The 24,502-nt window shown below is 59.1% G+C and carries 18 protein-coding genes and 1 pseudogene; 1 reads left to right on the forward strand and 18 read right to left on the reverse strand.

The window, feature by feature from the left end:
* Positions 1 to 417: pseudogene (locus tag F8N85_RS04510) on the reverse strand (hypothetical protein); the annotation flags it as partial.
* Between the two features lie 233 nt (positions 418 to 650).
* On the opposite strand from F8N85_RS04510, the gene F8N85_RS04515 reads away from it, so the two are divergent.
* Complete coding sequence (locus F8N85_RS04515; protein ID WP_224795628.1) at positions 651 to 2,189, forward strand: GGDEF domain-containing protein; 1,539 nt, start codon at positions 651 to 653, stop codon at positions 2,187 to 2,189.
* Positions 2,190 to 3,253: 1,064 nt separating this feature from the next.
* Here F8N85_RS04515 and ilvD read toward each other — a convergent pair.
* From ilvD to F8N85_RS04605, 17 genes are all read right to left on the reverse strand, one after another.
* On the reverse strand, positions 3,254 to 4,936 hold the full coding sequence (gene ilvD / locus F8N85_RS04520) for a dihydroxy-acid dehydratase (protein ID WP_150802485.1): 1,683 nt from the start codon (positions 4,934 to 4,936) through the stop codon (positions 3,254 to 3,256).
* A 186-nt stretch (positions 4,937 to 5,122) separates the two neighbouring features.
* Positions 5,123 to 6,601, reverse strand: coding sequence for a family 16 glycosylhydrolase (locus tag F8N85_RS04525; RefSeq protein WP_224795629.1), 1,479 nt, complete (start codon positions 6,599 to 6,601; stop codon positions 5,123 to 5,125).
* Positions 6,602 to 6,731: 130 nt separating this feature from the next.
* Positions 6,732 to 7,658 carry a glycosyltransferase family 2 protein gene (locus tag F8N85_RS04530; RefSeq protein ID WP_224795630.1) on the reverse strand — a complete coding sequence of 309 codons (927 nt, stop codon included), beginning with the start codon at positions 7,656 to 7,658 and terminating at the stop codon, positions 6,732 to 6,734.
* 309 nt (positions 7,659 to 7,967) lie between these two features.
* The gene (galE, locus tag F8N85_RS04540) at positions 7,968 to 9,017 is read right to left on the reverse strand and encodes a UDP-glucose 4-epimerase GalE (RefSeq protein ID WP_150802486.1); all 1,050 of its coding nucleotides are present in this window, start codon (positions 9,015 to 9,017) and stop codon (positions 7,968 to 7,970) included.
* 115 nt (positions 9,018 to 9,132) lie between these two features.
* A complete protein-coding gene (locus F8N85_RS04545) occupies positions 9,133 to 10,548 on the reverse strand; it encodes an oligosaccharide flippase family protein (protein WP_150802487.1) in 1,416 nt (471 codons plus the stop codon).
* A 13-nt stretch (positions 10,549 to 10,561) separates the two neighbouring features.
* A complete protein-coding gene (locus tag F8N85_RS04550; protein WP_150802488.1) occupies positions 10,562 to 11,515 on the reverse strand; it encodes a glycosyltransferase family 2 protein in 954 nt (317 codons plus the stop codon).
* An 18-nt stretch (positions 11,516 to 11,533) separates the two neighbouring features.
* Positions 11,534 to 12,847, reverse strand: coding sequence for an O-antigen ligase family protein (locus F8N85_RS04555; RefSeq protein ID WP_150802489.1), 1,314 nt, complete (start codon positions 12,845 to 12,847; stop codon positions 11,534 to 11,536).
* Positions 12,844 to 13,956, reverse strand: coding sequence for a glycosyltransferase (locus F8N85_RS04560; protein WP_150802490.1), 1,113 nt, complete (start codon positions 13,954 to 13,956; stop codon positions 12,844 to 12,846). The genes F8N85_RS04555 and F8N85_RS04560 overlap by 4 nt, the downstream gene beginning before the upstream one ends.
* Positions 13,953 to 15,032, reverse strand: coding sequence for a glycosyltransferase (locus tag F8N85_RS04565; RefSeq protein WP_150802491.1), 1,080 nt, complete (start codon positions 15,030 to 15,032; stop codon positions 13,953 to 13,955). Before F8N85_RS04565 ends, F8N85_RS04560 begins: the two co-directional genes overlap by 4 nt.
* A 16-nt stretch (positions 15,033 to 15,048) precedes the next feature.
* Positions 15,049 to 15,756 carry a WecB/TagA/CpsF family glycosyltransferase gene (locus F8N85_RS04570; RefSeq protein ID WP_150802492.1) on the reverse strand — a complete coding sequence of 236 codons (708 nt, stop codon included), beginning with the start codon at positions 15,754 to 15,756 and terminating at the stop codon, positions 15,049 to 15,051.
* A 135-nt stretch (positions 15,757 to 15,891) separates the two neighbouring features.
* Complete coding sequence (locus tag F8N85_RS04575) at positions 15,892 to 17,283, reverse strand: undecaprenyl-phosphate glucose phosphotransferase (RefSeq protein WP_150802493.1); 1,392 nt, start codon at positions 17,281 to 17,283, stop codon at positions 15,892 to 15,894.
* Between the two features lie 151 nt (positions 17,284 to 17,434).
* Positions 17,435 to 19,681: a GumC family protein gene (locus F8N85_RS04580; protein WP_150802494.1), complete on the reverse strand. Its 2,247-nt coding sequence runs from the start codon at positions 19,679 to 19,681 to the stop codon at positions 17,435 to 17,437.
* Between the two features lie 2 nt (positions 19,682 to 19,683).
* Positions 19,684 to 20,223: a polysaccharide biosynthesis/export family protein gene (locus F8N85_RS04585; RefSeq protein ID WP_150802495.1), complete on the reverse strand. Its 540-nt coding sequence runs from the start codon at positions 20,221 to 20,223 to the stop codon at positions 19,684 to 19,686.
* Between the two features lie 12 nt (positions 20,224 to 20,235).
* Positions 20,236 to 21,396, reverse strand: a complete 1,161-nt coding sequence (locus F8N85_RS04590; RefSeq protein WP_150802496.1) for an outer membrane beta-barrel protein — start codon at positions 21,394 to 21,396, stop codon at positions 20,236 to 20,238.
* A 279-nt stretch (positions 21,397 to 21,675) separates the two neighbouring features.
* Entirely contained in the window at positions 21,676 to 22,194 is a 519-nt protein-coding gene (gene rfaH / locus F8N85_RS04595) for a transcription/translation regulatory transformer protein RfaH (RefSeq protein WP_150802497.1), read from the reverse strand.
* Positions 22,195 to 22,825: 631 nt separating this feature from the next.
* Positions 22,826 to 23,566 (reverse strand): SDR family NAD(P)-dependent oxidoreductase, encoded by a 741-nt coding sequence (locus F8N85_RS04600; protein WP_150802498.1) that lies wholly within the window; start codon positions 23,564 to 23,566, stop codon positions 22,826 to 22,828.
* A 29-nt stretch (positions 23,567 to 23,595) separates the two neighbouring features.
* The gene (locus tag F8N85_RS04605; protein WP_150802499.1) at positions 23,596 to 24,426 is read right to left on the reverse strand and encodes a shikimate dehydrogenase family protein; all 831 of its coding nucleotides are present in this window, start codon (positions 24,424 to 24,426) and stop codon (positions 23,596 to 23,598) included.
* Between the last annotated feature and the right edge of the window lie 76 nt (positions 24,427 to 24,502).

Below are 24,502 nucleotides of genomic sequence, written 5' to 3' on the forward strand. Positions count from 1 at the left end.
GACGTCCATCGTGTAATGCAGGCGCCATGTCGATGTGGCCGCTCCCGGCTCTGCCACGACACTGCCGTCAGCGGCAAGCAATCTGCGCCCCTGCAGCGCCGGACATTTCATCGCCACGGTCGGTGCCTGCTGGATCAACTGTTCAGTGATCCAGCCCAGCCATGCACCCGATTTATTGATCCGTTTGAGCAGGCCAACGTCCGATAGCTCCACCCAGTCCCCAGCGCGCGCGCGTTCCACCGTTTCGACCATCGAGCAATCAGCGCTCAGATACATCAATAACGTGCGCAATAAACTCTCCGGGCCGCTGAAGCGGCGACCGAACTTCAGCGCTCCCAGCTCTTTTGCCTTGGCTTCCCATCCCTGCGGCAATAGCGCCAACAGCTTCGGCCAATCTTCATCCAGTCTTTGTGTCACGCTTGCTTTCCCTGCTGCTCACTTTGCTTGGTGAATCAGATTCTACTATCTCTTGAGATTTGGTTAGCGCCTATGGGGGCAAGCCCCCTCGCCACAGGGGATTTGCGGTGTTTGTCAGGGAGTTCACTCCTGCTGCATCTCCATTAGCTGTTATTCCAGTCATTCGTGGTGTTCGAAGGCGTTTATACTGCGCGCCCTTTGACGAACGTTTACTCAACAGCCCCGGTACCCCCTTGAAGCGCGATCTTCGACTTGCCACTTTGCTGACTTTCCTGGTGTGTGTATCCGTGGTGCTGCTGACTGCCTGGCAGAGTTGGACAGCTCGACAGAACACCTTGAGTGACATCGAAACCGACACCTTGAATCTGACCAATGCGCTCAACACTTACACCGAGGGCACCTTCAAGCAAAGTGAAGTCGTACTGCTGGGGCTGACCGAAAGGATCGAGAAAGACGGTACCGGCCCGCAGCAGCTCGAACGCCTGAGATTGCTGGTCGCTCAGGAGATGAAGGCGCTTGCGCAATTGAACAGCGTGGTGCTGTATGACGCCCAGGGGAACTGGACGTTCTCGACCAACACGCCGGCTTCACCCAACGATCACCACGCTGATCGTTCGTTCTTTACGCATCACCGTGACCATCCAGACCGTGGCATATTCATAGGTCCGGCGATTCTCAGTCGGGCCACCGGCGCCTGGGTGATTTCGGTCAGTCGGCGGATCGATCATCCCGATGGCAGTTTTGCCGGGGTGATCGTCGCAACCATAAGCCTGGAACACTTCCTCAAGCTCTATCGAACCATTCACGTGGGGCAGTTCGGCGCGATCAGCCTGACCTCGTCCGACGGGCGTCTGCTGGTGAGATATCCATTCCAGGAGCAGGACATCGGTCGTGACCTGTCTACTGCGCCCATATTTTCCGAGTACCTGCGCAACACTTCGGCAGGCACCGTGGGTTTTGCGTCAAAAGTCGATGGCGTCCATCGCATCTACGCGTTCAAGCGAAGCGATCAATATCCCTTCATAACGACTGTCGCGGTAGGCCAGAGCGAGGCCATGCAAGCGTGGTGGAGCCAGACACAGCTATCTGCCGCAGTGGTGGTGGTGCTGTTGGGACTGCTGGTCGCGCTGGGGCGCAGATTGATTTCCCATATCAGTCGGCGCATTCGGGCAGAGAACGAGCTGCGAACTACCCAGGCCGCGCTGATCGAGCTAAACCACAGGCTGGAGATTCTCGCCAGCGAGGACACGCTGACCGGTCTCGCCAACCGCCGGCATTTCGATCAGTTTCTGGATGTCGAATTCAAACGCGCCAAGCGCCTTGGAAGCCCGCTGTCACTTATCTTGATCGATGTGGATTTTTTCAAGGGTTACAACGACCACTATGGGCATCTCGCTGGAGACGAATGCCTGCGGGCGATCAGTCTGTCGATCAAACACTGTGTGCGTCGTCCAGCTGACATGACGGCCCGCTATGGCGGAGAAGAAATCGCCGTGGTGATGCCCAACACGGATGAGTCAGGAGCCCGCACGGTTGCCGAGGCGATTTTGCGCGGTATCGCTGCCGAGAAATTTGCGCATTTGTCGAGTCCTTTTGGGTTTGTGACTGCGAGTTTGGGGTTGGCGACTTATGTTTCCTACGCGAGTGAGCAGGATGAAAAGGCGCTGATCGATCGGGCGGACCGCGCTCTTTACCTGGCGAAGTCGCAGGGCAGAAATCGCTTGTGTGTCGCGGCTGTGGGAGTGCAAGGCGAGAATTCTGCTGTTGTGTGATGTGACGGATTATGTGGGAGCGAGCTTGCTCCGGGCGGCGTTCCGACGATGACGGCCTGACAGCCGGCCTGTCTCTCGCGGAGGTACCCCGATCCCCTGTGGGAGCGGCGGTGCGGCGATCCGACTTGCTCGCGATAGCGGCCTGACAGCCGGCCTGACAGCCGGCCTGGCTCTCGCGGATGTACCCAGATCCCCTGTGGGAGCTGGGGTGCGGCGATCCGACTTGCCTGCGAAGGCGGCCTGACAGCCGACCCGGCTCTCGCGGATGTACCCCGATCCATTGTGGGAGCGAGCTTGCTCGCGAAGGCGGCCTGGCAGCTGGCCTCTCTCTTGCGGATGTACCCAAATCAAATGTGGGAGCTGGCTTGCCTGCGACGGCGGCCTGACAGCCGACCTGTCTCTCGCGGATGTACCCAGATCCAATGTGGGAGCGAGCCTGCTCGCGAAGGCGGCCTGACAGCCGGCTTGGCTCTTGCAGAGGTACCCAGATCCATTGTGGGAGCGAGCTTGCTCGCGAAGGCGGCCTGGCAGCCGGCCTATCCCTTGAAGGTGTACATATCCATTCCTGCGGTAACGGTCACTAATGGTTCCGCCCTTACGGCGTGTCACTTTTTCAGACGCCAAAAAGTAACCAAAAGGCTCGCCCCGAGCGTACGGCACCTCGCTAAGGCTCGGTGTTCCCTCGCTCCGGTGTCCATCATGGGGCGCCGCAATGCGGCGGAGTCAGCTTCGCTGACGGCGCTACGCGCCACCCCCCTGATGAACACCTCCACTCGGCCTGCCGAAGGGGCGGGTAGATCAAAAGCCAGAGCCAGAGCCAGAGCCAGAGCAAAAGCCAGAGCAAAAGCCAGAGCAAAAGCCACAGCCAGAGCATGGCAGAGCCAGAGCCAGAGCCAGAGCCAGAGCAAAAGCCAGAGCAAAAGCCACAGCCAGAGCATGGCAGAGCCAGAGCCAAAGCCAAAGCCAAAGCAAAAGCAAAAGCAAGGCGGCCTGCCGGGGCTACCGGCCTGGGTGTACGGCTCTTTTAAATGCGCTTGAATCGCGCGCTTACTCAGCGGCCTGGCTTAGAGATATTTATCCGTGACGGCGCCTTCCGAGGCGCTGGACACGGTCTTGGCGTATTTGGCCAGTACCCCTCGCTTGTACTTGGATTCCGGGCGTACCCAGCGGGTCTTGCGTTCGGCCAGCTCGGTGTCGGAGACGTCGACGGTGATCTGCCGGGTTTCGGCGTCGATGGTAATTTTGTCGCCGTTTTCAATCAGCGCGATGGGGCCGCCATCAAAGGCTTCGGGGGTGATATGACCCACCACAAAACCGTGAGAGCCGCCGGAGAAGCGGCCGTCGGTGATGAGTGCGACTTCTTTGCCCAGCCCCTTGCCCATGACGGCAGAGGTCGGCGAGAGCATTTCGCGCATGCCGGGGCCGCCTTTGGGGCCTTCGTAGCGGATCACGATGACATCGCCGGCTTTGACTTCACCATTGAGGATACCTGCCAGCGCGCCTTCCTCGCCGTGGTAGACGCGGGCTGTGCCTTCAAAGCGCAGGCCTTCCTTGCCAGTGATTTTGGCCACGGCGCCGGTGGGCGAGAGGTTGCCGCGCAGCACCACCAGGTGGGAGTCCTTCTTGATGGGTTGGTTGAAGGGCAGGATTACGTCCTGGCCTGCGGGGTAGTCGGCCACGTTTTCCAGGTTTTCGGCCAGGGTCTTGCCGGTGACCGTGAGCACGTCACCATGCAGCATGCCCGCATCGAGCATGCGCTTCATCAGCGGCTGGATGCCGCCGATGGCGACCAGTTCGCTCATCATGTATTTGCCGCTGGGGCGCAGGTCGGCGACCACCGGGGAATCCTTGCCCAGTTGCACGAAATCATCCAGCGTGAGTTCGACATCGACGGCATGGGCCATGGCCAACAGATGCAGCACGGCATTGGTGGAGCCGGCGAGGGCGATCACCACCCGAATCGCATTTTCAAAGGCTTTGCGGGTCATGATGTCGCGCGGTTTGAGGTCACGCTTGAGCAGCTCCATGACCTGCTGACCGGCACGGAAGCTGTCCGAGGCTTTATCGCTGCTGATGGCGTCCTGGGAGCTGGAGCCGGGCAGGCTCATGCCCAGGGCCTCGATGGCGGAGGCCATGGTATTGGCCGTGTACATCCCGCCGCAGGAGCCGGGCCCGGGAATGGCCACTTCTTCGATCTGCTTGACCTGGATCTCGCTGATATCACCCCGCGCGTGCTGACCGACGGCTTCGAACACGGAGATGATGTCGGTGTGGCCGGCGCCCGGCCGGATGGTGCCGCCATAAACGAAGATGGAAGGGCGATTCAGGCGGGCCATACCGATCAGGCAGCCCGGCATGTTCTTGTCACAGCCGCCCACGGCCACCAGCCCGTCAAAACCTTCGCAGCCGGCAACCACCTCGATGGAGTCGGCGATCACTTCACGGGACACCAGCGAATACTTCATGCCTTCGGTGCCGTTGGCGATGCCGTCGGAAATGGTGATGGTGTTGAAAATGACGCCCTTGGCGCCAGCGGCATTCGCACCTTTTTCGGCTTCAACCGCCAGCTTGTCGATGTGCATATTGCATGGCGTGACCATCGCCCAGGTGGAGGCGATGCCGATCTGCGGCTTTTTGAAGTCCTCATCGGTGAAGCCCACCGCGCGCAACATGGCGCGGCCGGGCGTGCGTTCCACACCGTCCACCACTTGAGAGGAGTATTTACGCAGCGTGTCATTGTCGCTCATGATTTTTCGTCGTGTCTGTGTGGAGGCCTTGCGGCTGCCACAGGGCGGGAGAGCGGGTGCGGCTAACGCTCACAGGTCGCGATAGCCACAAGGAACATCCAGCTTTTAACTATGGTTGCTGTGAGCAGGATTACAAATCCGAAGAGACAAAGGGTACTTCTCTGTCTCGAGACGCTCCAGCCCAGGCTATTTAGCGCGTCGCCATACCTTGAGGTAATCGACCCTGAAGGTGGAGGGCAGGTCGGCGTCGTCGACAACGCCGAACCAATTCCACATGGCCTCGCTGTCAAAGACGATCTGCATCGGGAAGAAGAAGTGGGTGTTCTTCGCTTCCCTGACCAGTACCCCATCGACGTACCAGCGCAGGGTGTCGGGCTGCCAGTCAAAGCCGTAGACATGGAATGTACTTGCCAGGCGCCAGGGGCTGATCCAGTTGCTGCCATCGCTGAGATGCTCAGTACTGTGTGGCGTGGCCCAAACATGAGCGTTCATGTTGTACATGCGGTCGAAGGCGCCGCCTTTGGTCTTGCCGCCGATCTCGAATATGTCGATTTCCGTGGCGTTGTCGGCAAGCCCCGTCCACGCTAACCAGAACGCGCTGGAGCCAGCCGAGTTCATGGGCTTGGCGCGGGCCTCGTAGTAGCCATAAGCACCGCGCTCGATAGTGCGGACCATGGCTGAGGTGTAGTCCTTGTAGCCTAGGCGGACGTACTTGTCCGGCAAGGTTTCCTTACGGAAGGTGATGTTCAGGTTGCCATTGTTGACCACGGCATTATTCGGCATGAACAGCGCCGGTTTGCGACCGAGCGAATCGGTGCCCGTGGCATTGTTGACGTGCCAGCGGCTGGTATCAAGGGCAGCGCCGTTGAAGTCGTCGGAAAACTGCCTGTCCAGCACCCATTGGCCGACATTGGCCTGATCGGACAGCGGCAGATCGGTGTTGGTCTGTTTCGGTAGCGTGCCCAGCGGGCCAACACGGGTCCAGGAATTGGCTTGCTTGGGGATGGCGACGGACCATTTGTCCGCCAGGTACTGAAACACGCTTTGGCGCTCCTCCTGGGTGACCAGGGGACGGTCGTACACCAGGACTTCCGCGATGTCGCCGCGCAGATGTTCGGAGCTGCCGACCACGTTTCGCCCCACCGCGTAGGGGCCTATGGGCACATCGTTGAGCTCCAGGAAGGAAAGGGTCGAATCGTAGGCGCTGGTCTGTTGCAGGCTAATGTTGAAATTCGGTGCCACGTTGTCGTTATCAGCCAGCCGCGGGCGCGAACTGAACAGCCGCTGCCAGGTGTCGCCGCCGGCTTGATCGGTCAGTCGACGTGAAACGATCAATACGGTAACCGGGCCGTTTGCGGCGCGCAGGGTCTTGCCGAGGAACGCTGAAGCGCCACCGAAACGCACCACGGAGTGGCCATTCATGGCGTTTGCCACCCGTTGCGGGCGCGAGGCGACTGCAGCATCGTCTACGGTGGCGTCGTTGGACTTGCCGGACTTGTCGTGCCACCGCTGGAGACGGTTCTGAGCGTCGAAGGTCATTTTCGACGCGTCGGCAGCGTCGAGCCACAGCACCAGACCGGTGGCGAGCGGACGGGGAGCAGGGGCTGCGATCGCGTAACAGGCAATCGATGCCAATAGGCCTGCCCGCAGAAAATTCCTGAGCATGTGCATCCCCTGGGTGCAGTGGAGAACCGAGCGTTCGAAGGTCATTGCGCGTTATGTCACCAGACGCTGATTGGCCATGGCTGGAACCAGGAAAGAATGAGGGCTCTGCGATCGATGGATTGCAGTCGACTCAGGAGGCCTTGCGCAATGTTTTCAGGCACGCATAGAGATAGCGCAGGGTCGGTTTGCCGTTGGCGAAGATCAGCGCTTGCCAGGAGTGCTCGAGCATCTTTCTGAACACCCTGATCACCTGCGCATGTTCGCCGAGTCTGGAAAACGCATTGAGAAAGTCGGCGTGATTGCCCAGCACGAAATCGATCCGTTGCTGCTTGCTTAGCTGCGCGCCGTAGCGTGCGAGGTATAGCTCGATGAATTTGACTTTGTGCGGGTAGTATTTGTGCGGTTGCGCGGTCATGTTGCCGCGATCTACCCCGCGTGTAATCAGTATCTGCGGCATCGTGTGAATCTCCCAGCGCTCGGCGATCCGCGTCCATAGCAAGCGGTCTTCGGCAAAGTGAATGGAGGGATCGAAACCGCCCAGAGCCACAATGACCTCGCGCACCACCACCACGCCGGACGTACCATTGATGACGTTGCAGTAGATGAAATCGCTGAAGTGCCTGCCGCCCTTGCGTCGAGCTTCCAGCTGCCGGGTTCCGTCGCTGAACTCGCTCATCTGGTAGCAATCGATGAGCCCGACCGGGTGCCCCAGGCGACAGAGCTCGGCATAGAGCGCCAACTGCTTTTCCAGTTTTTGTGGATGCCATTGGTCATCGGCATCGAGGAATGCAATAAAGGTTTCCTTGGCGCGCAAGATGCCTTTGTTCCGCGCGCTGCCCGGCCCCCCATTGGGCTGCTGCAATAGCGTCAGGGGGAAGGGCGCGGCAAAGTCCCTGACAATTTGCGGACCAGGATCGGTGGAACCATCGTCGATGACGATAACGTTATCGGGCAGCCGGGATTGATGGCACAGCGACTCCAGCGTCTTTTGAATGGTGGTAGCGGCGTTGTACATCGGAATGACTACACATACCGATTGGGAGATGTCATTTGACACTGCTTTTCTCCTCGGAAATAGCGTTGGCAGGTACGCCGTTGAGCACGATGCTGTCGCCAGGAACGTTACGTTTCAGGCGGCAACGACGGGCAATGTTCTCGGTACCCGGCCATCGGATAGCGGTAGGGTTTCTGGACTTCTCCATGGATGTAGAACGAACGGTAGGCGATCAGACTCAGGCTAACCCTGGGGTCGACCCGGTAACCTTGCTTGAGCCGTTGACAATGATTTTTTCCACTTGATTGGGGGTTAAATAAACCCAGCGCTCTTGGCGCCGTAGCTGTAGAGGCGTTTGAAGGTCATTGTGCGTCACCGCATCAAGGCCAGTAATTCGGGTTGGGAGCGGTAGCCATGCGGGTTACTTGACTGCCATCGCCAGGTGTCGACGATCATCTGCATCAGGTCGCGCTGCGCGCACCAGCCCAGATCACGCCCTGCCTTGCTGGGGTCGGCCCAGCATTCGGCGATATCGCCGGGGCGGCGCGGGGCGAATCGGTAGGGGATGGTAATACCGGTAACGTCCTCGAAGCTGTGGATTATCTGCAGCACGCTGTAGCCAATGCCTGTTCCCAGGTTCCAGATGTTGATGCCGCTACTGCGCTGCAACGCCTGCAGCGCTTTGAGATGGCCATCGGCAAGGTCGACCACATGGACATAGTCGCGCACACACGTACCGTCGACGGTGGGGTAGTCACTGCCGAACACCGTGAGTTCGGGTATCCGGCCAATCGCGACCTGCGTCAGGCAAGGCAGCAAGTTGTTGGGCCTGCCGTTCGGGTCTTCCCCGATCAGCCCGCTTTCGTGCGCGCCAATCGGGTTGAAGTAGCGTAATAGAGCGATGCTCCAGCGTGGATCGGACACGCACAGGTCGGTGAGCAACTCTTCGATCATCAGTTTGGTGCGCCCGTATGGATTGACCGGTTTTCCGGTGGCCAGGCCTTCGCCGATCGGTATCCGGGTGGGTTCGCCATAGACGGTGGCCGACGAGCTGAACACCAGCTTGAATACTTCAGAACGGGCCATGGCCTGGCATAGATTGAGCGTGCCGGCAACATTGTTGACGTAGTACTCCAACGGTTTTCGAAGGCTTTCTTCCACGGATTTGAAGCTGGCAAAATGCACCACGGCATCAATGTCGTAGCGGCTGAAAATGTCGTCGAGCACGTCCGTATTGCGAATATCCCCCTCGATGAAATCGACCCGGGTATGGGTCAGTCGCTCCAGACGCGCGAGCGACTCTCGGCAGCTGTTACACAGATTATCGAGCACCAGCACTTGGTGGCCGGCATCGATGAGGGTCAGGGTGGTATGGGAGCCGATGTAACCGGCCCCACCAGTAATCAGCGTGGTTTTGTGCATGATGAGGCGCTCCTGTCACAAAGAGATTGCACGAGTCAGGGGGATGCGGTCCGGGCAGGAGACCGGTTTTCGGGGGCGTCCGGAACTCACTGAGGAAGGCGTTGCGCCACTGAACTCAGCGGGCGGTGAAAACCGATTTGAATTCTTGCGGCCAGCGCGGGTGCAGCACGCTGTAGACCAGTGCATAGGTCAGCGTGCCGATACCGATGCTGCCCGCCAGGTGCAGATAGCCCTGACCCAGGTGCGCAGAAACAAACACCACGGTCGCGGCCATGACGAGCGAGGCGATCACGCTGCGATAATTGGATTCGAAGAACGATCGCCAGCCGTAACCTATTGCAGTGTTCAACCCGCGGATCTGCAGTGGCGTGATAATCAGCATCCGCGCCAGCAAGGCCAGGGCAGCGGCCATGCCGCCATAGCGGGGACCCAGGCCGTAGACCAGCGCCAACGCCAGTACCGTGGTTGCCACTTCGGCCTTGAGGATGAGGCGGGTGCGGTTGACCGCCACCAGCGCTGTCGTGGCATACATGGCGATGTTGCCGATCGCCGCCGTGCATGCGAGTACTTGCAGCAGGGGGATGGCTTCTGCCCACTTGGCGCCAAATATCAACAGGATGATGTCGTCGGCCGTTAACGCGATGCCGACGAAGAATGGCGTGAGCAGAAAACCACTCACCGCAGTCGAGTCGCTGATGATTCCGATCAACCGCGCCGGATCTGCGCTGCGCCGGGCGAACACTGGCAGTGCATAGCTCATGAGGCCGTTATAGATCGCCGAGCGCGGCAGATCGATGATGCGCATCGCCATGTTGAACATGCCAACCGCGTTGGTGCCGGCGGTCATGCCCAGGACCACGTTGACCCCGCGCTGTAGCGTTTGCGAACTCAGCGCGTTGACGGCAACCGGTGCGCCGGCCTTCAACAGTTCGCGCAAGAACGGGCCGTCAATATAAAAGGCAATGCGGCGCGGGTCTGCGCGCATCAATACGATGATGGACACCAATTCCATGATTAGCGCCTGAGCGATCAAAGCCCATGCTCCGAACCCCCAGAGCGCGACGGCGATACCACCCACGCCACCGAACACTTTGCCCAGTAGCGTACGCGACGCCAGCATCCTGAAGTTGCCGCTACGGCGCATTTGCGCCACATAGACCCGCGCCATCATGGTGAACAGGATTTTCACCGAGGCCACCGCCGTCATCCATTGCAGCACCGGGTCGGGCGTGTACAGCATCACCGCGCCCGAGATGACGACGATGGACACCAGGCTGACGAGTACCGCCGCCCAGAAGGCCGTGGAAATGTGCCTGTCTTCCAGGTGCTCCAGCCGTACCAGCGGGTCTTCAAGCACCGACGAGTAGATGACGCCGATCAACTCGACGATGGCGATAATCACCGTACCCATACCCAGCTCTGTCGGCGACAGCAGCCTGGCATACGCGACAAAGGTAATCATCGACAGGAAGATCAGGCCGAATTTCTCGGTGAAGATCCAGATCAATGTCACCAGACGGTGATTGGCCATGGCGGATACCGGTTCAATGAGCGGTGGTTGACGCCGCTGGCTTGCGCAATGATCGGGCGCATGCATAGAGGCAGCGCAAGGTCGGTTTGCCGTTGGCGAAGATCAGTGTTTGCCAGGAATATTCCAGCATTCGCCGGTACACGCCGATCACCTCGGCATGCTCGGCCCTGCGGGAAAACGCATTGAGAAAGTCGGTGTGGTTGCCCAGCACGAAATCGATCCGTTGCTGCTTGCTTAGCTGCGCGCCATAGCGGGCGAGGTAGACTTCGATGAACCTGATCTTGTTCTGGTAGTACTTTTTCGGTTGCGCGGTCATGTTGCCGCTGTTGACCGTGCGCTCCAGCAGCACCTGTGGCACGGTGTGGATCTCCCAGTGTTCGGCGATTCGGGTCCACATGAAGCGGTCTTCGGAGTAACGCAGGCTGGCATCGAAGCCGCCGAGTTGCATGATCACGTCGCGCTTGACCAGCGCGGTGGATACGCCATTGACGACGTTGGCGTGGATGAAATCGTAGAAATGCCTGCCGTTCTTGCGCCGGTTGTCCACTTGCCGCCTACCGTCGCTGTAATTGATCTGCGTGTAGCAGTCGATCAGCCCCACCGGCCGTCCCTGACGAATGAGTTCGTCATACAGTGCCAGTTGTTGCTCGAGCTTTTGCGGACGCCATTGGTCATCGGCATCGAGCAACGCCACAAAAGTCTCTTCAGAGTGCCGCAATCCGTGGTTGCGGGCGCTGGCCTGGCCTTCGTTGGCTTGCTGCAACAGCGTCAGGCGAAACGGCGCCGCGAAGTCTTTGACCCGTTGTGGTCCGTCATCGGTGGAACCATCGTCGATGACGATGACGTGATCGGGCAGTCGGGTTTGCCCGGCCAGGGACGCCAGTGTTTGCTCAATGCTCTCGGCGCCGTTGTACATCGGGATCACGACGCACACTGAATGCGGTAACGGGGGGACTTGGTCTGACACGGGAGTTTCTCCTTTTTGTTACGCCTTGGCTGAATCGCGCGGTAATGGCCTGCCAGACGGACGCTGACGCAGGGTTGCCGGTGACAACTCGGGGTATGTCGCGTGGTGATGCCGAAAGGACAGGGCCAGGGCGCAGAACACCAAAAACTCCGCGCAGCGGTAGTTGGGAATCACGTAAGCCACATAGTTGGTGACGATGAACAAACCGATGATCACCAATGCGCTGGCGCGAAACGCTGCCGATTGGTTCGCCGTCACGGCTCGATATTGTTTGATCAGCGCTTCGCCCAGCATGAGGATCAGCGCCGTCAGCTGCACGACGCCGCCGTTGAGCAGGGTCTCCATGTAGCCGCTGTGGGCGTTCCCGATATAGCCCCAGCGGGTAATGAATGCCTGGGCGCTGCGGCTGGACCAGAAGGCGCCGAAGCCGTAGCCCTTGATGAACTCGGCATCGATCATCGGGGTGAGAATGTCCCAGATCAGCGTGCGGTCGGTGAGTGACGGGTCACGACCGACCACCCCCAGCAACAGCGTGTAGTTACCGTATAGAAACAGGCAGATCAGCAAGTAGACGATCGTGGTACCGAAGAACGCCACCAGCGAGCGGTTGATGCGCAAGCGGATCAGCGTCAGGAAATACCAGTAGCTGACCGTGCCGGCAACGATCAGCGCTATCGCTGTGGCAGATTGAGCCAGCACAATGGCGACCAGCGAGAACAGCGAGTAGGTGATGGCCCAGGGGTTGCGCTGGCGGATCATCGGCAGCAGTAACAGAATGGCAATCGCATTGATCCGTGCGCCAGCATTTTTTTCCGGGAAGATCCCTTTGAACGCACCGTCGCGGATCCCGCCGGAAATGAACGCGATGTCGGGCCTCATCACTGCGAAAATCAACCCGATCAACGCCGCGGCGCCGATAACACAGCCGAGCATGAAAGCAATTTTTTCAATGCTGTAGTTATAGGCGATGAAACCTGCAAAAAACACCACGCTGATCAGCGCGATAAAACGTTTGAAGCTCAACAGAGGGTCGTTGGACCAGCTGATCGACACTGCCACGCAAAGCATGAACAGCAGTAAAAAGAAGTTGTTCCGGTAAAAGCTTTTGCGGATGAAGACCTTGTTGCGGATGAAGAAAAACAGCGGTACCAGCAGGGTGATCAGACCGCAGACCTGGTTGACGACGTTGCCTTCGAGGTCTTTTTCGGCGACGCCCACATTCGACGCATCACTGAGCCCCAGAAAAAATGCGATCACCTGGAAGTAAAACAGCACCCCGAACAGCGAGAAGGCGTCGCGCAGAGTGGAATACCTGACTTCCAGTTTTTTCATGACGGCTGGTTCCCAAGCAACGCGGCGAGATAGGTTTTTGCCGCGCAGGCGCTGACGAAGCGGGCAGCGGCATCGATGCGGGCCTGGCGATGTGAATCACGCGGCAACCTCAGTTCCCGGGTGATCGCCAGTGCCAGTGCGCCAGGGTCGTCGACGGCCACCAACGGGGCAACCGCGCCATCGACGAGGATGTCTTGCGGGCCATAGGGGCAGCAGGTCGCCACCACCGGAGTGCCCGTGGACAGGGCTTCGACCAGCGCATTGGGACTGCCCTCGAACCGCGACGACAGCACGAAGCAATCGGCCGCCGCCACTTGCGCCAATGGATCACTGGTATAGCCCGGCAGATCGAACCGATCGGCTACGCCCAGGGCATGTGCCTGCTCGAGCAACTGGGGCCTGAGCGTGCCCTCGCCGAAAATGATCAATCGGGCGCTGATATCGGGTAACCGGGCGAATGCAACGAGCAATACGTCAAAGCCTTTTTGCCGAGCCAGGCGACCCACGGCGACAATCACCGGGGTGGACTTTTCCAGCAGCCAGCGGTGGCTGGGAGGTCCCGGCGGCTTGTCGCGAAAATCGTTGTCGAGTACCGGATTGTCGGCGATGGTGACGTCCTGCCGGCGGGTAATGGTGGTATCGACCAAGTCTTGGGCGACCCCGCGCGACACGCAGATCACCGGGTTGGGGATGAGCCGATACAGCAGCGGTGCCAACAGGTAGGCGACCCGCACCCGCAACGCGGGATTGACGTGTTTGTCGTGGGAAAACGCGTTGCGCTCGCTGACGTGCAGGCGCGCCAGGGTACCTGACAGCGCGGCGGCAGCGATGGCCACCACGTTGACATGGGTGAGGGCGGCCAGTTGCGCGTCAAAGCGATTGTTGCGAAGAAACCGTGCCAGTGCCGGCACCGCACTCGAGCTGCGTTCACTGTTCAACTCGACCTTTCTCACCCGCGGATCGAGGTGCGCCGAGTTTACCCCGCCGCCGGTGAGCATCAGTAAGGTGACGTCATTGCCCGCCTCAGCCAGCGCACTGGCGAGGCGCGCCATCATTTTTTCGGCCCCGCCGGCGCTCAAGTCGTGCAGAATAATCAGCAGCTTTTTCATTGGTTCCATACCTGGTAGTACGCCTGCGCGGCATGCTGACTGGTGTACTGGCGCACCGCATCGGCGACAACGTGCTCGCTGTGCGCAGCCTGGCCTTGCACCGCCAGGCTGCGCCGCATCCCTTCGGCCAGCGCCGCTACATCGTTAACTTTGACCAGGTGGCCAAGGCGGCCGTTATCAAGCAACTCCCTGGGCCCGGTTTCGCAGTCACAGGCCAGCACCGGCGTACCCAACGCCAGGGCCTCAATCAGTACCGTCGGCAACCCTTCACGCAAAGAACTCAGGACGAACAGCCGTGCCTGCCTGATCAATGGGTATGGGTTACTCAGGAAACCGGTGAAATGCACACGGCCCCCGATGCCCAGGCGGCCTGCCTGTGCGGTCAGCTCGGCGAGCTCGGGGCCGTCGCCGGCGATCACCAGGTCTGGCAGCGCATCGCTGCGCAATGCCATGGCGTAGGCGTCGAGCAGCAGGTGGAAACCCTTCAGTTCCACCAGCCGGCCCACCCCCAGCCAGTACTCGGCTGGCAAGCCGCTGCGCAAGGGCGCCCGTGCGGCACTGTGTAATTGTTCGGTGACCACCGCGTTGGGGCAATAACGGATGCGCTGGCGACCCCAGGGCATCTGCTCGGCGAGGGACTGGCGCAGGTCATTGGAAACCGTCACCACCTTGCCGTTGCCGCAGAGGTACAACGCGTAGAGCAGGCGCAGGCTGGTGGGGCCGGTCTTCTGTTCGCTGCAGTCGAGTGCCGCGTGGCGGGTATAGATGACCTTGCAGGGGCTACCCAGGGTGGCAAACCAGGTGCAGAGGTTGGCTTGTTCCTTGGCGGCGATGAGGTGGGTCACACCCTCACGGCGAATGATCTGGCGCAGCAGTACGATGGACTTGAGCAGGCCGACGATTCCACTGCCGCCGCCATTGAGGGTGGCAGCCCCTTCATCGACCGGCGTATCGCCGTTCATGATGAAAAAACCGACACGCTGGCCATCCTTGAGAAACTGCCCGGCCAGGCGTTGCTGGACTCGCTCGACGCCACCATCGGCCTTGAAGTCCTTGAGGATGAATAGGATGTGCATGGTCATTACCCGGCGCTCAGGGTGCAGTGATGTTGATGGCCACTTTGTGCCGAACGATCATCTCCAACAGCTGAAAAAAATTGCTCGGGTAGTCGATCAGGTAGCGCTTGATGGTGTGCGGTTCGCGGTACATTCGATAGAACGCGCGCAGATGCAGGCGGTTGATGGGTTCAGGGTAGTAATGCTGAGTGGCCATGGCCTCCTGGCGAATGAAGCCGCCACAGGTGAACGCCACACCGCTGAAGCCCGCGCCCAGGGCGTCCTGCACGAATTGCTCTTGACGCCCGGCGCCCAGGCCGACGATCAGGAGGTTCGCTTCGCTGCGGCAGATGTCTGCTTGAATGCACGCGGCCTGCGGTGCATCGAAATAGCCGTGGTGCTGACCGGCGATTATCAACGCCGGGTAGCGGAGCTTGATCTTGTTGATGAACAGATCCAGTTCGCCTTGCCCTGCACCGACAACATACACGCGCTTGCCTTGTTTCTCGGCGCAACTGAACACCGGGTCGGCGATGGACGTGAAGTCGAAGCTGACCCGGCCGATAGTCTTGCCGGTAACGCGAGACATAAACATCGACATCAGCAGGCCGTCGCAAAAATAGGCGATGGTGTTCGGGCGCTGCTCGAAAAAACTGCCGATAGAGGCAAAATTAATGAAGGAAAATGCTTTATTGGCCTCCAGCAAACCCGGTGTGTAATGCTCGATTAATTCCAACCTGATCATTGGCTGACTCCCTGTGAAGTTCCTTCATAAGTCTTTATCGAAAGCTGACCCATGCATCCGTCGAACCCTGCGTTGATGCTCTTGCACAGGCGGTAGGAGGGTCCTGAAACCGACAGTCATCGGTCGGGCACAATGTCAGTAGATGTTTTTCGAGAACAAGGTGAAGGGCGTCTTGAGCAGAATCTTGATGTCCAGCCACAGCGACCATTGGTTGATGTAGTTGAGGTCCTGGGCAACGCGCTGCTGCATTTTTTCCAGGGTCTCGGTTTCACCTCGATGCCCGGTGATCTGGGCCAACCCGGTAATGCCCGGTTTGAGACGATGACGGGCCATATAGGCGCGCACCTTGCCGGTGTAGTAAATATTGTGAGTGACGGCGTGCGGTCGGGGGCCGACAAGGGCCATTTCACCGAGCAGCACATTGAACAGCTGCGGCAGCTCGTCGATGGAGCTACGGCGCAAAAAGCGCCCAAGCGGGGTGATGCGGTCATCCTCACGAGTGGCCTGGCGCACTTCAGGGTCGTCGTGCAGGCGCATCGACCGGAATTTCCAGACCTTGATCACCTCAGCGTTACAACCGTGACGACTTTGCTTGAACAACACCGGGCCGGGTGAGGAGAGCTTGACGGCTGCAGCGACGACCAGCAGCAACGGACTGAGCACAATAATGGCCACGGCGGCGAAGCTGCGTTCGAATAGATCCTTGAAGAGCAGGCTGCCGGGGTGCGAGCTGATCAGGCTTTCGTTGAGGTAGATTGCCGGCATTCGCTCTATTTCCGAGATCGACTGGTTGAGCAGCACCATACTGCCGAGATCAGGAATCCAGACCACGTCGACGCTCATGTCCAGCAGATCGATGTACAGGGCTTCAATGGTGGCTGCCTGGGCCATCGGCAGGACGATGTAGACGCGGCGTACTTCCAGGCGAGTGATGATCTCGCGAATCTCGTCGACGCGGCCCAGTAGCGGCAGAATGCTCGGTGCCGGGCCGGTTTGGTCGGCGGCGGCGATGAAACCCAGTACCAGTGCGCGGTTCGGTCTGGAAAGCTTCTTGGCCAGCTTATGGGCGGTCGGGCAGGTGCCGATTATCACCGCGCGGCGCTCGTTGCAGAGCTTGCGTGAATGCCGTCGAGCCAGGTAATGCAGGGGCAGAAAGCTGACAGCCTGGATCAGGAAACCGAGCACCGCCCAGACGATGATGACTTGACGCGAGTAAATCGCGCTGGTCTGGGAGATGAAGGCAATGGTGATCAGCACGGCCAGCAAGATCAACCAGGCGGCCAGTAACCGGCCGAGCCCGGACAACAGCCCATGACGCTTGTGGTAAACCTCCATGACGCTGTAGATCGGCACCGAGCCGAGGACAGTGAGAATCATCAGAATGCGGTATTCACTGTTCAAACTGCCGACGCGCCAGTACACGAGCAGCATGAGCAGCAGGTTGACCAGGCTGAGTGCGCACAGCCACTGGCCCCAGAAGGTCAGGCCTCGGCGGTTTGCCATTTGCGTGGAATATTGCGAGGTCATCGGCTCAATCTCTAGACATGGGTTATACATCGGCGCCGATTGGGTACTGCACGCCCTGGTTTCCGCACGCTGGTGTTTAGCTCGAATGAGGTGAAGCAGGTGTTGCTGATTGCTGGAAGGAAGGGGCTACAGCACGCTCAGGCTCCAGGTTTTACCGAGACAAGTAGTCGTAGTTATGGAACGTATCGCCATGGCTGTAGCCATACTTGCGTGCCTTGCGCAGGTCAACCTGGTTGAGCACCGCACCAAATATCGGCGAGTGGCTCTGCTGCAGCATTGCCAGGCACTTTTGCACCTGGCTGACCGTTGTGCTTTCGGCCTTGACCACGTAGATCACCACGTCCGAATGCTTGGCCAGCAACAGCGAGTCGCTGACCACCTGGGCGGGTGGGGAGTCGATGATGATGTGCTGGTACCGCGTCTTGAGCACCTTGAGCAAGACTGCCAGGCGTGGCGAGCTGAGCAGATCCAGCGGGGTAGGCGAAAGCTTGCCGGCCGGCAGCATGTCGAGATTGCCAACAGTACGGATACAGTCTTCGAGCCGGGCAGTGCCAGCGATGACGTTGGCCAACCCCGGGCTGTCTGGCGGAAAATCGAAGTTCAGCGAAAGCGTCGGTTTACGCATGTCGGCGTCGATTAACAGGACGCGTTCCAGTGGCGAGAGCGAGCATGCCAGGTTGTTGGCGATGGTGCTTTTGCCTTCACCTGCCACGGTCGACGTGACCAGCACCACCGGCGATGGCATGTCGCCGCCGTGCAACATCAGCCAGGTGCGCAGGTTGCGAATGGTCTCGCAAAAACGCGGATGGTCGTTGTCGTCGAACAACCGCGCCAGTTGCCGGCGGCTTTTCTTCGTGACCAGCGGCACCACGCTGAGCAGGGGTATGTGGAGCGTGCTTTCGACCATTTCGTCAGTCTTGAAGGTGTTGCTCAGGGTTTCGAACAGGAAGGCCAGGGCAATGCCGATCACCGCGGCCACGAGCGCGACAATCGCCACAATCAGTGTTTTGCGGGGCTTGCTCGCTTCTGAAGGCGCAATCGCAGGGTCGACGATGCGGGCCTTGGTCGAGTCCATGTCCGAGGTGGCCGCGGTTTCCTTCAAGCGAGTGACGAAGGTCTCATACAGCGCACGGCTGCTGTCGACCTCACGCTGGAACTCCCGCAGCTTGAACTCCTTGCGCGAAATGTCCTGTAGCTGCGCCTTGTTGCTGTTGAATGATTTACGAAGCGAGGCTTCATTGGCCTGGGTCAGCTGGTATTCCCGTTCGATGCTGGCAACCACTTGCTGTACCTGTAGACGCAGGCTGGTGGTGGCAGTACGCAACTCCGCGAGAGCGGCGAGCAGGGCCGGATGTTTTGGACCGTAGCGCCCCGACATCTCCTCGACCTTGGATTGTGCCTTGGCCTGTTCAGCCTGGAATTGCTGCACCAAAGGGTTACTCAAGACGGCGGGCACGCTGGAGAGTCTGCTCAGGTCGCCGTTGCTCAGGGCCTGCACCTGGCGGAATTGGCTCTCGGCTTCGGCCCGGTTACGGCGGGCGTCGATCATGCGGTTGCTGGTCAACTCCAGTTCGTTGGCGCTGATGGTGGCGACACCGTCGACGTCGACCAGGCCTTGCGATTCCCGGTAGCCCTGAAGCTTTTTTTCGGCAGCGCGCAGGTTGTTGCGCAACTCGATCAGGCGTGAGTTCATCCAGCTGGTGGTGGTCTGAGAGGACTTCAGGCTGTTGTCGAACTGGCTATCGATGAAGCCTTGGGCCAGCGCGTTGGCGGCAGCGGCAGCCAGACCAGGGTCGGGCAGCTCCACGGCGATTTCGATGAGCTGGCTCTTGCCGACGAATTTGATGTCGGTACGCCGCATGAGGTTTTGCGTCACTTCGTTGAAGATGCCTTCTTCAGTGGGGGCGGCCTGTACTGGCGTCAAAAAGCCAAGTTCCGGTAGCCATAGGTCAAGGTCAAGGTTTGCCAACCACTTGCGCGGCGTGAACCATGGCTGCGGTTGCTGGCGTGGATCGGTGAGCGGATGGGTGGTGAGATTCAGCTTTTTCACCGCGCGTTCGGCCAGGTCCCGTGATTGCAGGAGCGCTTGTTGTGTCTGCAAGTAATCGACGGCATTGGTGCCCGAATCCGTTACTTGCTGAAAGGCCAACAGCGGTGGGGTTTTTTCTTTGATCAGCAGGGTGGTGCTGCCTACGTACTGTGGGGTGATGAGGGACACCGCGGCTATCGCGAGCGCACTGCTAAGCAGTATCAACCATGCGATATTCCATTTGGCGCGCCAGATCACCCTCCACAGTTTGAGAAAATCAAGGGTGTCCTGTTCTTCGCTGTGCTGCTGATGCAGCTGCAGGTGCGACTGGAGCGGACGCTCGACGTAGGTGCTGGGGCTGTTGTCCATGATTAGAAAAAGCCTTGTGCAATGGATATGGTGTCACCGGGGGCAATGGCGGTGCTGCGCGTGACCGTGTCGGTCAGTGGCGGGCTGCCATCGCCGCGCACGATGGTCACACGCTTGATCGAGGCTCGCTCGGTCAGGCCACCGCCCAGGGCGATGGCTTTTTCCAGTGTCAGCCCAGGCTCGAACGGATAGCTGCCGGGTTTCTGCACCTCTCCATTGATGTAGAACGAGCGGTAGGCGATCAGGCTCAGACTGACCTTGGGGTCGACCAGGTAGCCTTGCTTGAGTCCGTTGACGATGATCTTTTCGACCTGGTTGGGGGTGAGCCCCCTGGCGGCAATCTCACCCAGAAACGGGTAGGAAAACGTTCCGGCATCGTTGAGGCGGATCTCCTTGAAACTCAGGTCCCGCTCACCGTATACGGTGATGCGCAGCACATCACCGGATGCCAGTTTGTACTGGACGCCGGGGTCTGCGGCATAACACGCGGGCAACATCAGCAATAACAACACGAACAACAGGCCAAGGATGCGTGAGTTCATGAGGAAGTCCTCTTAAAGACTTACGGTGAAGCTGATCAGGGAAACGTTGCGGGTGAAGCTTTGATTGTCGGCATCGGAGTCGTCGTCGCGGTAGCGATAGCCGAGCTCGATGTCCAGCCAGCGGCGCATCGCGTACACCAGCGCAAGGTTGAAGTCACGAAGGTCGTCGGTGCGGTCCTGGCCCTCGTAGACATAGCGGCCCAGTCCGGCTTCGGCCACCGTGGTGATCCGTTCGGTCCAGCCATGGCGCCAACCGAGCAGGGCATAGGTGGACTTGACGGCGTCAGCACCATCGTCGCCTTCGGCCATGGCTTGGCGGGCAACCAGGGAAAAGGTCGAGTAAGTTCGTGGTTTCCAGCGCAGATCCACTTGCCAGGTAGGGTTGTCGAGGTCATTGACGTCACTGTCATCGAAGTTCTTTCGCTCATAACCAACGCGGACCTTACCGGTAGTACGTGCGCTGAAGTCCCATTCGGCACCGGCGAGCACTGCGTCGGATTGGCTATTGAGGCGGCTGTCAGATTCGATGTAATCGAAGTTGGTGTGGTCGTACTCCAGCAGGCCACGAGTGTTGCTGCCTATGCGGTGGTACCAGGTGGTCGTCAGACCGGTGGTATCGCGTTCTTTGTCGTCGTTGATACCGTCGGAATTGTTGTAGCGCAGTTGAGCGTAACTGGCGCCTAGATCGATCTGATTGGCAGCGCTTTTGGCGCCATAGGTATAAAGGCCACCCACGCGTCCACTGCGGATCTTGTCATTGATGCCATCGACCGCAGTCGAATACGTACGCTCGTATTTACGCGCTTCCGCGTCAAGTTTCAGGCGGTGACGGTCGGTGAATTCCATGATGCTGTCCACGCGTACCCGTTGTGCTGTGTACGAGGCATCTGACTCGTCATGATAAATGTACCGCGCAGGCTGCCAGGTCAGTCGGGTGGCACTGTTGCGGTCTTCAGCCTTGAGCTCGAAGGAGGGCGCCAACTTGGTCACCATGGAGGACTGGGAGTTTCGGTCCAGTTCCCGGAAGTTGTCGTCATAACTTTCTGACAGCTGTAGCGTTGGCGTGAAGTCGAGTCCATAGAAATCAATAGGCTGCGGATCGATGCCCCAGGCCATTCCAGGCCATAAACAGGCCATGATCAGTGCGAAAGGGCCCTGTGACTTCAATGCCATGTCATTGCTCCTGGGGGATGACTTCAATGAATACCTGACTGGAAAGGCGTTTGGCGAACGCGATCGGTGCCATACCGGGTTGTATAAAGCAGAGAAAGCCCCCGGGACAGGCTATAGTTATCTCGAACAGCACATAATAGCGATTCGGTTTTTTAGGGATGAACAATCACCGGCTCGTATCAGTCATCAACTAAATGACGTCAGAGCCACGTTAGGGTTTACGTTAAAATTCGCTATTTCAAGTGCGGGTGCTTCAGGGATACAAGCGCAGATTTACAATTAAGAGCGCTGTCGTTCAAGGTCACTCAATGGAATACGGACCCGCTGTTCACGATTTAGAAACTGAAGCAAAATCATGACTCGCTCGGCGCCGACCATTGATAAGAAAACACCTTCGAAGGTCGACAGTGGACCACGGACTATTTGCAGTGTTTCACCCGGCTTGAGTGCTTGGGTTGCAGGCAGTTCCAGTGGTTTTAAGCACCGCGCGCGCAGATGCTCGATGACCGGGTCGGCCACTATGGCCGGGCCGTGATTGAAGTCGACAATTCGACTGACGCCGCGAGTAGAACGCAATGGCACCCAATTGTCGTCATGGCTCAGCTGAATGAAAAGATACCCGGGAAACAGCGATTCCAGCGCCTTATGCGGTTTGCCGCGAATCAGGCGCTCACTAACGATTTGCGGGCGAAAGGTGACATAGTTTTGTCGAAGGAGGTTAACCTGGGCCCGGTCATCCTGATGCGGCTTACACTGCAAAAGGTACCAGTTAGAGCCTTTGGTGCTAACAGTTAGCATGCTGGCAAGCTCCGTACATAGCGAATGGTCAAGCACCCCGGCTGCTCGCGCAGTAGGGATGCCATCGTGCTTCTGGCAGCTTTATCAAGGCACTGGAATGGTGCAAAACATCGGTTGGGTCGAATTTTTATTAAACTGCGCTAGTGTGTAACAGTAATGAAGCAAGTGATGCGCGGATAAGGTGGAATATTTCTAGGCCAAAGCTACCGCACGGTCCGAACATTCGGCCCTTGAAAAACACGTACTTCAATAGCGACCTGATTACCAGGAACGGCGAATACCGATTAGCGTTACACGCTCGGCCCACGCCACTACTGAAAGGTCGATATATTTATCGACTACTCAAAGCAGCCTGTCAAACGCTACTAGTCAGAAAATTGGCCTTCTATCCAATAATCTATGTTAGAGCTCTCAACCAATTGTTTTATAAATTGTTTTCCTTTTGTCGGAACGCTGGAACTTTTGGCGTTGTTTAAAATCATCGCTTCGGCGAAATAGGCGCCTAAGGCAATACCCAGGTATCGGACACTCTGTTTTTTGTGTGAGCGAGAAGTATTCGTACTGTTCTAAGGTGTTTTCGTTCCTGCGCCGTGGCGGCAGCCTGCGGCGCTACACTTTGAGTGCTGTGGACTCAACCGGCGATGTACAGCCCACCGTTCACATGAAGCACTTCACCGGTCATGAAGCTCGAGTCTTCGCTACACAGGAAGGCTATCACCGAGGCAATCTCGCTTGGCTTGCCGAGGCGCTTAAGCGGAGTCTGCTCTATCGAATCGCTGCCGCGGGTGACGATCAGGCTCTGGGTCATCGGGGTTTCGATAATGCCGGGGGACACCGCATTGACCCGTGTGTTCGGGCCCAGCTCGCGGGCGAGGGCGCGGGTCAGACTCAGCAGGCCGCCCTTGGAGGTGCCATAGTGGGCGTTGGAGAAGGCGCCACGGTGGGCAGCCACTGAGGTCAGGTTGACGATCGCGCTGTTTGGGCGCAACGCCGGGATGGCGCGCCGGCACAGGTAGAACACGCCGTCAAGGTTGATGCTCAGGGTCTGGCGCCATTGCTCGTCGGTCATCTCGCGAATGGGTTGCGACAGGTACAGTCCGGCGGACGGCACCAGGAAGTCGATGCCTCCGAAACGTTCCAAGGCCAATTGCACTGCCTTGCTCGAGTCCTCGGGATCGGCTGCGTTCATCTTGATCGTAGTCACGCGTTCACCGCTGGGGTCCAGCCCCAGGGCGAAGTCCGCCAGGCCGTCGCCGTCCAGGTCGGTGAGCACCATAGAGGCGCCGTACTGATAGAAAAGTTTCGCCACTTCGCGGCCAATACCACCATTGGCGCCGGTGAGCAGGAGGACGCGGTCGTTGAAGTCGTACATGGTCGGGGTCTCCGTAAGGGTGCCGGGGCTCATGGGCCGAGGATGCGGGCCAGGTGTTCGTTTTGCAGGTCAACGCCGAGGAAGCGGCAGATCTGCACGATCTGGCCGTAGATCATGTGCTGGCCATGGTGCACGGCGCAGCCGCGGGCGCGCGCGGCCGCCAGCAGGGCGGTATCGCCGCTGCGCATCACCGCTTCGCAGACCAGCGCGTCGGGGGACAGGGTGGCCGGGTCGAGGGGCAGGCTGTCGTCGTCCCTCAGGCCCAGCGAGGTGGCATTGATGATCACGTCGAAATCCTCGGCGTTACCGTCACTGAGCGACAGCGACAGCGAGGGGAACTGTCCTTGCAGGCGATCCACCAGCGCCTGGGCGCGGGCAGGGGAACGGTTGTAGATGGCCAGCTGTGCAGGCTGTTGTTGGGCGACCGAATAGGCGATGGACTTGCCTGCCCCCCCGGCTCCGACCAGCAGCACACGCTTGCCTTCCAGGCGGTGGCCTTGCTGGTGCAGGCCGATCAACATACCTTCGCCGTCGAAGTTGCCACCGATCAGTCGACCACTCTCAGCCTCGATACGCACGGCATTCACCGAGCCCACTTGCTTCGCGGTAACTGTAAGCTCGTCGCAGTAGTCTACGATGGTTTCCTTGTACGGGATGGTCACCACCAGACCTCGCAGGTTGGCGATGCCGGACACTCCCGCCAACACCTTCTGCAGGTTGGACCCGCGCACATGTAACGGCACACAGACGAGGTCCAGGCCCTGATTGGCGGCGCTTTGGTTTATAACTTCCGGTGTTTTCACATGGGCGATCGGATCGGCGACGATGCCGATCAGGTTCGTGTGGCCACTGATATGCATGGGTAACCTCAAAGGCTGGGTTTTGAAGGGGCGGTCGCTGCCGTGGCCGCTCCCGGATCCATCGGGGCAGTGCCGA

Source organism: Pseudomonas fluorescens, assembly GCF_902497875.1.
Classification (GTDB): Bacteria; Pseudomonadota; Gammaproteobacteria; order Pseudomonadales; family Pseudomonadaceae; genus Aquipseudomonas; species Aquipseudomonas fluorescens_BR.